General features: G+C 60.3%; 10 protein-coding genes. 8 read left to right on the forward strand and 2 right to left on the reverse strand.

What is annotated here, in order from left to right; translation table 11 throughout:
* The first annotated feature begins 1 nt into the window (after position 1).
* The 8 genes from ABHU32_RS00660 (at position 2) to ABHU32_RS00695 (ending at position 10,544) form a co-directional block, all read left to right on the forward strand.
* Entirely contained in the window at positions 2-1,513 is a 1,512-nt protein-coding gene (locus ABHU32_RS00660; protein WP_346978475.1) for a recombinase family protein, read from the forward strand.
* Positions 1,514-2,150: 637 nt separating this feature from the next.
* Positions 2,151-3,029, forward strand: a complete 879-nt coding sequence (locus tag ABHU32_RS00665) for a patatin-like phospholipase family protein (protein ID WP_346978477.1) — start codon at positions 2,151-2,153, stop codon at positions 3,027-3,029.
* Between the two features lie 195 nt (positions 3,030-3,224).
* Entirely contained in the window at positions 3,225-3,668 is a 444-nt protein-coding gene (gene rplM, locus ABHU32_RS00670) for a 50S ribosomal protein L13 (protein WP_022094635.1), read from the forward strand.
* A 2-nt stretch (positions 3,669-3,670) separates the two neighbouring features.
* A complete protein-coding gene (gene rpsI, locus ABHU32_RS00675) occupies positions 3,671-4,066 on the forward strand; it encodes a 30S ribosomal protein S9 (RefSeq protein ID WP_022094634.1) in 396 nt (131 codons plus the stop codon).
* Between the two features lie 123 nt (positions 4,067-4,189).
* Positions 4,190-5,527, forward strand: coding sequence for a phosphoglucosamine mutase (glmM, locus tag ABHU32_RS00680; RefSeq protein ID WP_006234694.1), 1,338 nt, complete (start codon positions 4,190-4,192; stop codon positions 5,525-5,527).
* Between the two features lie 71 nt (positions 5,528-5,598).
* Positions 5,599-6,096, forward strand: a complete 498-nt coding sequence (locus tag ABHU32_RS00685; RefSeq protein ID WP_022094632.1) for a PTS sugar transporter subunit IIA — start codon at positions 5,599-5,601, stop codon at positions 6,094-6,096.
* Between the two features lie 271 nt (positions 6,097-6,367).
* Positions 6,368-7,096, forward strand: coding sequence for a glucosamine-6-phosphate deaminase (nagB, locus tag ABHU32_RS00690; RefSeq protein WP_117583336.1), 729 nt, complete (start codon positions 6,368-6,370; stop codon positions 7,094-7,096).
* A gap of 448 nt (positions 7,097-7,544) precedes the next feature.
* Positions 7,545-10,544: an AfsR/SARP family transcriptional regulator gene (locus ABHU32_RS00695; protein ID WP_346978479.1), complete on the forward strand. Its 3,000-nt coding sequence runs from the start codon at positions 7,545-7,547 to the stop codon at positions 10,542-10,544.
* A 69-nt stretch (positions 10,545-10,613) separates the two neighbouring features.
* Here ABHU32_RS00695 and ABHU32_RS00700 read toward each other — a convergent pair whose 3' ends face one another.
* Together ABHU32_RS00700 and ABHU32_RS00705 are read right to left on the reverse strand one after the other, a co-directional pair.
* Positions 10,614-10,913 carry a YhbY family RNA-binding protein gene (locus ABHU32_RS00700; protein ID WP_006234690.1) on the reverse strand — a complete coding sequence of 100 codons (300 nt, stop codon included), beginning with the start codon at positions 10,911-10,913 and terminating at the stop codon, positions 10,614-10,616.
* Positions 10,914-11,071: 158 nt separating this feature from the next.
* Positions 11,072-11,797, reverse strand: coding sequence for a methyltransferase domain-containing protein (locus ABHU32_RS00705; protein WP_346978481.1), 726 nt, complete (start codon positions 11,795-11,797; stop codon positions 11,072-11,074).
* Positions 11,798-12,215: the final 418 nt, after the last annotated feature.

Genomic DNA, 12,215 nt, shown 5'->3' on the forward strand with positions numbered 1-12,215 from the left:
CGTGGGCGGGCGCGCGGCGATATACGCCCGCTTCTCGAGCCACAACCAGCGCGGCGAGTCCATAGAGATACAGGTGGAGAAGTCCCGCGCCTACTGCGCCGAGAACGACCTGCGCGTGGTGGCCACGTACTGCGACTTCGCGCAGACGGGCACCAACACCGACCGCGCCGAGTTCCAGCGCATGATGGCCGACGCCAAGCGAGGGCTGTTCGATTTCGTGGTCATATATAAAGTTACCCGAATCATGCGCAACCGCGACGAGATGGCCATGGCGCGCATCATGCTGCGCCGCTGCCGCGTCGAGATACTGTACGCGGGCGAGGACATTTCGGACGGCTCGGCGGGCGTGCTGCAGCTGGGCATGCTGGAGGTGCTGGCGGAGTACGAGAGCGCGCTCGACGGCGAGCGCATACGCGACGGCATACAGAAGAACGCCGAGCGGTGCATGGCCAACGGCTGCGTGCGCTACGGCTGGGACATAGTGGACGGGCGCTACGTGGTCAACGAGGAGGAGGCCGCCGCCATCCGCCTGGGCGTGCGCATGGTCTTGTCGGGCAAGTCGGTGGCCGACGTGGTGCGCGCCTGGGAGCCGTACCGCACCAAGCGCGGCGGCAAGTGGCGCTTCCAGACGGTGCGCCGCATACTTATGCGGCGGGAGAACGGCGGGGAGTACCGCTACGCGGGCGTGGTCGTGCCCGGCGGCATGCCCGCCATCGTTCCCATGGATGACGAGGAGAGGGTGATACGGATGCTTGAGGACTCGCACAGGCCCCGCGCCAAGACCGAAGCGTGGGACTTCCCGCTCACTGGCAAGCTCTACGACGGGCGCGACGGCGGGCTGATGACCGGCACCAGCGGCACGGGCAAGTCGGGCAGGCCCTATCACTACTACCGCTGCCGCAGCTGCGGGCGCACCGTGCGCCGCGATGTCGTGGAGAAGCGCGTGGCCGCCGCCGTGCGCGAGGCCCTGGGCAGCGCCGACAGCCGCGAGCGCATCGCTCGCATGCTGGCCGACGCCGAGGAGGAGCGCGCCGACGAGAAGCCCTTGAGCGAGACCATAAAGGGCGAGCTGGCCAAGATCGAGACGGCGTTCTCCAACATATGGGCGGCCATCGAGTCGGGCATCGCGCCGCCGGGCGGCAAGGAGCGCATAGACGCGCTGAAGCAGCGGCAGGCGCTCCTCAAAGACGAGCTGCGCACGGCCGAGGCCCTTGAGGCCGCCCGCCTTGACTACGACCGCGCGCTGTTCTGGCTTGAGGGCATGGCCGCCGCCGAGGTGGACGACGCGCAGCTTCTGCGCACGTTCGTGGCGCGCGTGGTGCTGGGCGGCCCCGACGATGACGACGGCCTGCGCGTGGCGTTCACGTTTGACGATTCTGCCGGCTTGGGCGATAATCCGTCGCTGCCTGGCGCTATAGGCCCAGGTGGCGAGGTGTTCGACCGAATGAACGCCAGCTCCACCATAAGTAACAGGCAGGTAGATATTTATATCTACCTGCCTTTTTATTTCTAGTCCGTACCGCGGAGAATCGAACTCTATGCAGGGCGCGGGCGTAAAGAAAACGCGTGAGCGTTTTTAGCCCGCGGGCGAGGGCGCCGGCAGGCGGCCGAAGCCGGTGCGGGTTCGCGAAGCGAACACGCGGATTCTCCGCGCAATGCCTCAGCCCAAAACAGATGCGATGTCGATCGGATGACAGCCGACAATGCCCCCGCGCCAACGTCATCTCTACCCGCGGAGAATCGAACTCTATGCAGTGCGCGGGCGTAAAGAAAACGTCGCAGCAGCGCAGGTGGGACGCGCTTTCCCAATGGCGGCCCAGGCGAAAAGCGCATCCCGGAATCCGCGCTCAGACTGGGACGTGGTTTCCGGATGGCGCCTCAAGCGGAAACTGCGACCCGGAATTCCGCCGTAGAGTGGGACATGCTTTCCCAATGGCAGCTCAAGCGGAAAGCGCGTCCCGGAATCTAAGCTCGAAATGGGACTCATTTTCCTGATGGCGGGCTCAGCGGAAAATGCGACCCGGAATTTGCTCTGAGAACGGGACACGCTTTCCCGCCGACCGCCCCGCCCTCCTCAACTCCAAAACCCATGCGCTCTCCATCCCAAAACTGGGTAGAAGAAGGCCAAAACGCAATCGCAGGAGGTCAATATGACTGCAGAAGATAAGGCAAAGAACGCCGGCAAGGTCGCGCTCGTCTTGGAGGGTGGCAGTTTTCGCGGGCAGTTTACCGCGGGCGTGCTCGACGTTCTCATGGAGGCCGGCGTCGAGATTCCGGCGGTATATGGCGTATCGGCCGGCGCCCTCAACGGCGTGAACTACAAGTCGCACCAGATCGGCCGTGCCAACCGCATCAACCTGGCTTTCTGCAACGACAACCGCTTCATGGGCGCCGCGTCGTTTGCGGCTACGGGCTCTATCGTCGGCTACGACTTTATCTTCAACGATGTCCAGGACCGCCTGGATCCCTTTGACAACGAGACGTTCGACGCCAGCCCCATCGAGATGTACGCCGTCGCGACGGACATGCTCTTTGGAACCGCCACGTACCTCCCGGTCAAAAGCGCCGTGCTCGACCTCGACGCCGTGCGCGCATCGACCTCGTTGCCGCTGGTGACGCCGCCGGTCGAGATTGACGGGCACAAATACGTCGACGGCGGCGTAGCCGATTCGGTTCCTATCGAGCATGTGCTCGAAGAGGCGGGCTTCGATCGCGCGGTTGTCATTGTCACGCAGGACCGCTCGTATGAGAAAAAGCCCTACGAGTTTTTGCCGGCCGCGCGTGCGCGTTATGCCGACTACCCCTATCTGCTCGAGGCTATCGAGACGCGCCACGACCGCTACAACATTCAGCGCATGCACCTGTGGAAGTATGAGCGCGAGGGCCGTGCGTTGGTCGTCGCTCCGCAAAAGCCGGTCGAGGTCGGCCATGTCGAGCACGATTCGGCAAAGCTTTTGGACCTGTATATCCAGGGCCGTCAGGAGGCAAAGCGCCTGCTCGCGGAAATCCAAGAGTTCGTTGAGCGCTAACGACGGCGAACCCTCAAAAAAATGACAACAGCTAAAGAGCTGGAAAAATCACGGCTCGTGGATGACATGTGCAGAAACTCTGGTCGGAGCCAAAATACCTGTTGACTCGTACGGCGAGCGGGGTAATATGGACGGGTTACTTGCAGAGCCCCGTGAATCTCTGTAACAACACGTACTGTACATGGAGGAGTCTAAGTGATTTCGAAATCGACTCACTACGCCAAGCAGGGCGAGGTCCAGCGCAACTGGGTTCTCGTCGACGCCGATGGTGCTGTCCTGGGCCGTCTTGCCACCCAGATCGCAATGATCCTGCGCGGTAAGAACAAGCCCCAGTTCACGCCCAACAGCGACTGCGGCGACTTCGTTGTCGTCATCAACGCCGATAAGGTCCAGCTTACCGGTAACAAGGCCGACACGAAGACCTATTATCGCCACAGCGGCTACAACGGCGGCCTCAAGGCTGAGAGCTTCCGCCAGGCTATGGAGAAGCACCCGGAGAAGGTCATCGAGCGCGCCGTTCGCGGTATGCTGCCCAAGACCACCCTCGGCCGTGCCCAGATGACCAAGCTTAAGGTCTACGCTGGTGCCGAGCATCCGCATGCTGCCCAGAACCCCACGAAGATTGAGCTGGAGGCTTAAAGATGGCTGAGAACACCGTTGTCTACCAGGGTACCGGCCGTCGTAAGAACGCCGTCGCCCGCGTCCGTCTCGTCCCCGGCACCGGCAAGGTGACCATCAACAAGCGTGACGCCGAGCAGTATTTCGGCCGTCATCAGCTCGTTGAGAACGCCCTTGCTCCCTTCAAGGTGACCGACACCGCCGGTCAGTTCGACGTTATCGCTCTGTGCGATGGCGGCGGCATCTCCGGTCAGTCCGGCGCTCTGCGCCTGGGCATCGCTCGCGCTCTTCTGAACGCTGGCGACTACCGTGCTGACCTCAAGAAGGCCGGTTTCCTTACGCGCGATGCTCGCGTGGTCGAGCGCAAGAAGTACGGCCTCAAGAAGGCCCGCCGCGCTCCCCAGTTCTCCAAGCGCTAAGGTTTTATCTCCTTTCGAGATACAATGTACAAGCGGGGCCTGCCGATTCCTCGGCGGGTCCCGCTTTTCTTTTTCGACTAGGGTGGGCGGTTGCATATCGCCTGCTAGGGAAGGAGCGATCCTATGCCCCAGAACATCTTCGGTACCGACGGCGTCCGTGGCGTCGCCAATGCCGATCTCTCGTGCGACCTCGCGTTTCGCCTGGGCCGCGCGGCGACCAAGTTCCTTGGTCCGGATATCTGCATCGGCCGTGACACGCGCCTTTCGGGCACCATGCTCGAGAGTGCTCTGACCGCCGGCATTATGGCCGAGGGCGGCCGCCCGCATTGCTGCGGCGTTATCCCCACGCCCGCCGTGGCACTGCTCACTGTTCAAAACGAGCTCGATGGCGGCATCGTCATCTCCGCTTCGCACAATCCGCCGGAGTTCAACGGCATCAAGTTCTTTAGCCGCAAGGGTATGAAGCTTCCCGATGCTGTCGAGGAAGAGATCAGCGCCTGGGTCATGTCCGAGGAAGCCATGGCTGCCGACACGCTGCCGACCGGTGCCGGCGTGGGCCACATCATCAAGATGAAGGACGCCCGCAAGGCATACGTCGACCACGCCATCGATACGCTTGATGGCCTGAGGCTCGATGGCCTGGTCGTTGCCGTCGACTGCGGTCACGGTGCTTCCTGCCAGACCACGCCCGCCGCGCTGCAGCGCCTGGGTGCCACGGTCCATGCCATCAACACCGATTACTGCGGCACCGACATCAATGTCGAGTGCGGCTCTACGCACCTCGAGCCCCTGCGCGAGCTCGTGCTGCGCACCCATGCTGATATCGGTCTGGCCCACGACGGCGACGCCGACCGCGTACTGTTCGTGGACAGCGAGGGCAACGAGATCGATGGCGACTACATCCTAGCCATCTGCGGCTCTGACCTTGCTGCTCGCGGCAAGCTCGCCAACTCCGAGATCGTCTCGACCGTTATGTGCAACCTGGGCTTCTCCATCGCTATGAAGGAGCAGGGCTTCGAGATGGTTCAGACCGCCGTGGGCGACCGCTACGTTCTGGAGCGCATGCTCGCGGACGGCGCCGTCATCGGCGGCGAACAGTCCGGCCACATCATCTTCCTGGAGCACAACACCACCGGTGACGGCCTGGTGACGGCTCTGCAGCTTCTGGCCGTGCTCAAGCGCACCGGTCGTACCCTCACCGATCTTGCCGGCATCATGAAGAAGTACCCGCAGGTACTCGTCAACGTGCATTCCGATAACAAGGCTGGTCTGGACGATTGCCAGCCCATCTGGGATGCCGTCGCTGCTGCCGAGAAGGAGCTTGACGGCCGCGGCCGCATTCTGGTGCGCCCGAGCGGTACCGAGCCGCTGGTCCGCGTGATGGCCGAGGCCGAGACGCACGAGCTGACCCAGCGCGTTGTCGACGACATCGTCGAGGTTGTCAAGCGCGAACTTCCCTAATGGTCAAAAACCGTTGCCAAGTGGTAAACTGATAAGGTTATTTTGGTTGATTGGTATGTCCGAGGGGGAGCATGTTCACTAAAGTCCTAAGGTCTTTTGGTATGCGTGGTCGAGTCCTTACGCTGGATGCTCCCATCTCGGGCGACGTCATTCCGCTCTCCGAGGTAAACGATCAGACGTTTGCTACCGGCCTTTTGGGCCAGGGCGTGGCGATTCAGCCCACCGGAACGCGTGTGATTGCACCGGCTGATGCCAAGGTCGAGGCTATTTTTCCCACGGGACATGCCGTTGCGCTTAACACGGTCGATGGCTTGGACGTGCTCATCCACGTTGGTTTGGACACTGTTCAGCTCGAGGGCAAGCACTTTACCGTACATGCGCAAGTGGGTGACATCGTCCATAAGGGCGATGTACTCATTGAGTTCGATCGCGAGGCAATTGCTGCCGAGGGCTACGATGTGACGGTTCCCATCTTGGTGTGCAACTCCGTTGAGTTCTCGAGCATCAAGGGCTCCGTTGGCGTGCATGTCGAAGAGATGGACCAGCTCATCGTTGCTCGCGAGCGCTAGCAAGTGCACGTGGCCATTAGCCTACAATTCAAACACGTTTACGGAGGGCGCCCTTGAAAGAGGACGCCCTCCGTGGCAAGATGGGATTTGTCCGAAGCTAAAAGGCTTTGGGTCACCGTGGACGGGCAGGGGCCTCGACGCGGTTAGACACGAGACACATACATTACGCGACCTCGCCCTGGTGGCCGCACACGTTGGTTGCGGCCGACGCGGGCCGCGGGCAAGTGCTTGTAAGGGAGCCTTGCCTCTCTTGTACGAGAAAGGACGCGTAATGAAGATCATTAAAGCTAAAGACTACGAGGATATGAGCCGCAAGGCCGCCAATATCATCTCGGCGCAGGTTATCCTCAAGCCCGACTGTGTGCTGGGCCTTGCCACCGGCTCCACCCCGATCGGTGCCTACAAGCAGCTCGCTGCTTGGTACGAGAAGGGCGACGTCGACTTTGCCGAGGTCAGCACCTACAACTTGGACGAGTATCGTGGCCTTTCGCACGACGATCCCCAGAGCTATCACTACTTCATGCGCGAGAACTTCTTCGATCACATCAACATCGACCTGAACAACACGCATGTGCCCGATGGTTCCAACCCCGACGCCGCCGCTGCCTGCTCTGAGTACGACAAGATCGTCGCCGCCGCCGGTTACCCGGATCTCCAGCTGCTCGGCATTGGCAACAACGGCCACATCGGCTTCAACGAGCCCGATGACCACTTCTCCAAGGGCACGCACTGCGTCGACCTCACCGAGAGCACCATTCAGGCCAACAGCCGCCTGTTCGACAGCATCGACGATGTTCCCCGTCAGGCCTACACCATGGGTACCCAGACCATCATGTATGCCCGCATGATCCTGGTCGTCGCCAACGGCGAGGCCAAGGCTCAGGCCGTGCACGATATGTGCTATGGTCCGGTTACGCCCGAGTGCCCGGCTTCGATCCTGCAGCTGCACACCAACTGCGTTGTCGTTGCCGACGAGGCCGCCCTTTCGCTCTGCGAGTAGCGCGAATCCTGCAGCTCGACATAGCCTTGCCTAAGGCCTCCGCTTTGCGGGGGCCTTTTTGCTATCCTTTTCCGCCCGCTTGACCAAAATCTCGGCGCAAGCTTGACGAATGCCGGATGCCCAACAGTTTGATTCATTCTATACCAGATTCTATGCAAAAATGCCACTAGAAGGTCGTAGACGGTAGCGGGTGCTAGGCGAGTTGAATGACATGGCTGAACCTTGTTCATTTGCGTTACACTGCCGCTTAGATGGGACAAGCTGACAAGCTCATTTACCTGCTTAAAGACCGATTAGTCAGGGGATTAATAACAATCGGCCCTCGCTGTACAAAAACTTGCCGCTTTCGTACCAAAAGACAACCTAAAACACAAGGTCGCTCTATTCATAGCGCGGCTTGTATGGTCTTGCGGCTACAGTGTCCATACGGTCGAGTTGAGGAGCGGGCATGGTAAACGATTTGAGCGGTATAGACGACCTCGAGCTGATGCCGCTGGGCGGAGGCTATATGGTGCGACGCGAACGCTTGATGAATGAGCTTATCGCCAAGGGCCGAAAGGCCGGCATCGTGGTTCTTTATGCGCCCGACGGGTTTGGGAAGACCTCGGTGCTGCTGCAGTACACCCATGAGGTTAAATGCGACCCGACGCGAGGCCCCGTGCGGATTATCGAGGCCGATCGCGCCACTGGGCGCGAGGTGTTTATGCAGCTCGAGGTGGTTACCGAAGAACTCAAAGACAAACCGCATTCCCTTATCGCGATTGATAATGTGCCAAACCTCGATCAGCACGATACCGAAGACCTTATCGACAGGATTCGCGGCCTGCGCGCTATGGGGATAGGGGTCTTTATCTCCTGCCGTCCTTCAAATCGTCAGCTGATTCATGGGCTGGGCGATTCGCTTAAGATCAATGCGCAGATGCTCAAGGTGCATGCCTATGAGTATTCGGCGTGGGCATCGGCGTTTTCGATCAGCACATCGCTCGACTTTTATCAGCTCACGCAGGGCGTGCCCGAGCTCGTTTCGGCATTGCAGACGGGTCTGTATGGCCAAGGCGACGTAGCCGGCCTGCTCGAAAACGAGATTGTCAACGTATATGGCGCGGCACTTGCCGATCTGGCTTCGCTCGACAATAATGCGCTGTTTTGCGTGGCATGTCTCATGGTTTTGATGGGCGAGGGCAATATCGCAGAACTCGAGGCTTGCGGGATGAGGCTGTCGATGGTCGACCAGTCCTATTTTGTACGCGACTACCCGATCTTTGGCTTGGATCCCGCCGAGCGGAGTTTTACGTGTCTGGGCACGGAGGATAACGGACGCTTGCGCTTGCGTAAGTTGGTGGCCGAGGTTCGCCCCGAACTTGTTCCGAGGGCGGCCCGGATTTTGCTTAAGGCGGGCCGATGCGATGCGGCGATGGGCCTGGCGGACGCCTTTTTGGACCGTGAAGCGGTCCTTGAACTTGCTGGGCAGTATGGGGTCGATCTGGCTCTGACGGGGCACGGGGCCGATATCTGCCGAGCGGCGCTGGGCACGATCGATGCCGACGATCCGGCTCCAGAGCCAACGCCTGCCGAAGCGCTTGGCGTATATCTGGCAGCGGTCAGCGTGTCCAATACAAAGCTCGCTCGCTATATGGCATCGGTCATCGAGCGCGGGGGCGAACGGGCGGCCTGCGAAATAGACCCTGTTTCATGGAGGGTGGCCCAGACGCTGACGGCTGTTTGCTATGGGGATAACGGGCTTGGGCTTCCTACGAACCTGGCCGTGCCAGAAATCGAGACATCCCATACCGCACTTGATATGTTGTCTGCGCATATCGAGGTCAAGCGGTGCCTGACCGAGCGGGGAGATGACGGCGGCGTTCTACAGCAGCTCAAAACGAGCAAGGCCTACGACTGCGAGCTCGACATCGCGGGGATTGTTATACGGGCCGATAGCATGCTGGTGGAGCTCTTTGACGGGTCGTTTGCGGGAACCGACGAGCGCGACGACGAGATGACGGTGGTGCGGGAGGCGCTCGACGTACGTGGGCTTAAGGCGATGGCTATCTGGGTGCGCATGGTGTTGGCGGCACGGCGGCTCCTTTCCGGCTTGCCGGTAACCGACGACGCGGCGTTCAACGAGCTCGATCGTTTTGCCGTGCGCATGCGCGACAACCAGATTCAGCTGTTTGGGCTGTTGCTAGAAGGCTGGCAGTCGCTGGCAGAGGGACGGCCGGTTAATGCGAAGTTCCGTGCGGTCCAAGTGCTCAAACTTGCCGAGGAGTCGATTGCGTACATGCGCGATAACGCATTGCTGCTGGAGCGCGCGGCATATCTGCGTAACACCTCGATGGTTTCGGTGCGCGAGGAAGCGGAGTTGCTCGATATAAGCCAGACGCAGGTTGGTGGAGCGGAGGCCTGGATGGTGGCGCTGCATTTGGCCTGTGCGGGCCGAGACAGCGATCTTGCGGCCTGGATGTCCATGAATCGTGCGGGGATTCTAGAGCCATCGTATCGGCTCTTTGCGCGCCTTGCCATGCATTGTCTGGGCGAGCCGGCGGGCAGGATACGCAAGAAGCTTCCCGTGCGCGAGCTGTCGCGGTACTCGCTGCGCGACGATTTGGAAGGGGAGGGCGAGCGCCTGTTCCAGGCCGGCGAGGTTGAAGCCGTTGATACCATCGACCATATCGAGATTCGCATGTTTGGTGCGTTTCGCGCCGAGCGCGATGGGTTTCCCATCACGGACAAAATGTGGCGCCGCAAGAAGGCGGCGACGCTTGCCGAGCGGCTTGCGCTGGGCATGGATGCGCTCGTCGATCGTGAGACGCTGGCCATGGAGCTGTGGCCCCATGCCGAGTTTAATAGCGCCCGCAACAACCTGTACTCGACGATATCGCGCTTGCGGTCGGCTTTGGGACCGACGCCGGATGGCAAGTCGTGCGTGCTCATCCAAAATGAATGCATTGGGCTCAACGGCGACTACGTCAAGACCGATGTACGGCTGTTTGACCAGATAAGCCGCGAGGTTTTGGGAAATCGCACGGGTGCGCGCGGGCCCCATTTAGTTGAGCTGTGCCTTAAGATTGAGCAGCTTTATGCCGGACCGCTGTATGTTCCCAATGGCTGTAATCCCACCTACTTTTTGCGCATGCGGCGCATTATGCAGTCAAAGTACATCGATTGCATGATTAAGGGAGCAAATGCCGCTCTAGAAGAAAACGATCTGCAGTCGGCGATTTGGCTGGCGGAGTCGGGGCTTCGACAGGAAACGGCGCGTGAGGATATGGTGCGCTGCGCCATGCGCGTCTACAGTGCGGCGGGGCGGCGGCGCGATATCGTCGAGCTGTACAGCGGGCATATGCACCACCTGAGGGAGCAGGTCAATGGCGTGCCCGAGCCCGAGACGCGGCGTCTATACGAGCGCTTGGTGGAGGGGCGGCTCAATCGCATGCTGGTCGAGCGATAAAAAACGGGCGCCCGAAGTACTTGGGCACCCGTAAGCTTGCTATGTGTTGGATCGCCGGATCATTGGCTCTTAGACGAGCTTGATCTTCTCGATGTCCTTGCGCGAGGACTCGCGATACAGTGAGAACTTGCGGCCGATGACCTGGACGACCTCGGCGTGGCAACGCTCGGCGAGCTCCTCGGCGGCCTCGCGGGCGGAAAGGCTGGAGCCATCGAGCACGGAGCACTTAACGAGCTCGTGCTTCTCCAGGTAGGCGACCGTCTGCTCGACGGTGCCCTCGTTGACATCGGACTTACCGATGATGATGGCGGGGTTGAGGTGATGGGCCATGCTGCGAAGCTGCTTGACCTGTGCTCCTGTCAGTGCCATGGGTTCTCGCTTTCTATGTATGGGGCGCCCCGCGACGGGGCCTTAATTTACGTGAGCTGTCCCACGATAGCGCAGGAACGGTGCGGTGTGGAGCGCGTTTGCCCAGTTCAAAAAGAATGCGGATGCCGAGTGAGTGGGCAGTGCGGGCTGCGAACAGGCTATGAGCTGGGCGCAGAGACCGGCTCCCATGCAATAAACGCCCAACGGACCTTGCGGACGTGGTCGAGCATATAGCGTCCCTGCGGCACACCCTTGGAGCCCGGCTCACCGGCATGGGGGTTCTCAATCATGTGTTGAGCGATGTAGTCGCGCAGACGGTCGACCTTATCCTCGTTGCCATGCTCAAGCATGCGGGAAAAGTCTGCCACGCCCGCTTCAAGGCTGTCGAAGGTATCGCGACGAGGCGATTCAAAGTATGTAACCTGCGGCAACGCACCCATCTGAATGAGGATATTAAAAGCATACACAAAGCCATTACTGCAGGTAACCGAGGCGCCGATGGCGTTCATCAAGTGCAGATCATAGCGCGGGCTGGAGTTGGCGACCATCGTGACAGCGCAACGCCGACGAGCCGTACGGTCAAGCTTGACAAGTGCGCCTTTTAGGTTGGTCGTGGTGACAGAGCGACTGGCAAAGGCAACATCCACCGCTTTCGCGACCGGTCCAACCAAATCCCAATCATCATCCCAAGCAAGCTCAAGCGGTGTAATGCGATCATCGAGCCCATAGTACTCAATGCCGGCATCAAGCGTGCCCAACATGGCAGGGGAGAAATCAGCCGCAATCACAGGATGCCCAGCCTGAGCAAGCGGAATAGCAATCGACCCAGCTCCGCACCCCATATCGAGCACCGACTCGTCGGGCTCAAGGGCCAGCAATTTCATAAAATCCCGAGCATATGGGGCAGTCTCAAGCGGCCGAAAATGCCGAGCCCGCTTATCCCACTCAAAAGAATCATCAGCTCGCCGCCGAGCGGCCTGCATCTGCATCCACTCCTGGTTCCAATCTGTGGAAAGCAGCTCAGAACGATTCTCCCCATCAACCACGGGCCAACCTCCTAGCAACAAAAAAGCGACTCCCCCAAAAAGAAGAGCCGCAACCAGCATATATCAGAAAGAACCGATCCAACGCCAAACCGCCATACCAGCAAAGTAGGGCAGAAGCGAAGCGACTGCCAAAGGGATAGAACTCAACCGAGGTCCCGTTGTGCGGGAGCCCCGGGGAGGGCAAATATATAAGGTCGCCTGCTCGGACAGTCCTGACTCGCACGGAGAGCACTTAATGTGCTCTCCGTGCGAGTCA

It is taken from the genome of Collinsella aerofaciens (assembly GCF_039758965.1).
GTDB classification, from domain to species: domain Bacteria; phylum Actinomycetota; class Coriobacteriia; order Coriobacteriales; family Coriobacteriaceae; genus Collinsella; species Collinsella aerofaciens_BR.

Coding starts and splice junctions, on each gene's coding strand:
- glmM (WP_006234694.1), top strand. CDS start 4,190: ATGCCCCAGAACATCTTCGGTACCGACGGCGTCCGTGGCGTCGCCAAT.
- ABHU32_RS00705 (WP_346978481.1), bottom strand. CDS start 11,797: ATGAAATTGCTGGCCCTTGAGCCCGACGAGTCGGTGCTCGATATGGGG.
- ABHU32_RS00700 (WP_006234690.1), bottom strand. CDS start 10,913: ATGGCACTGACAGGAGCACAGGTCAAGCAGCTTCGCAGCATGGCCCAT.
- nagB (WP_117583336.1), top strand. CDS start 6,368: ATGAAGATCATTAAAGCTAAAGACTACGAGGATATGAGCCGCAAGGCC.
- ABHU32_RS00665 (WP_346978477.1), top strand. CDS start 2,151: ATGACTGCAGAAGATAAGGCAAAGAACGCCGGCAAGGTCGCGCTCGTC.
- ABHU32_RS00685 (WP_022094632.1), top strand. CDS start 5,599: ATGTTCACTAAAGTCCTAAGGTCTTTTGGTATGCGTGGTCGAGTCCTT.
- rpsI (WP_022094634.1), top strand. CDS start 3,671: ATGGCTGAGAACACCGTTGTCTACCAGGGTACCGGCCGTCGTAAGAAC.
- ABHU32_RS00695 (WP_346978479.1), top strand. CDS start 7,545: ATGGTAAACGATTTGAGCGGTATAGACGACCTCGAGCTGATGCCGCTG.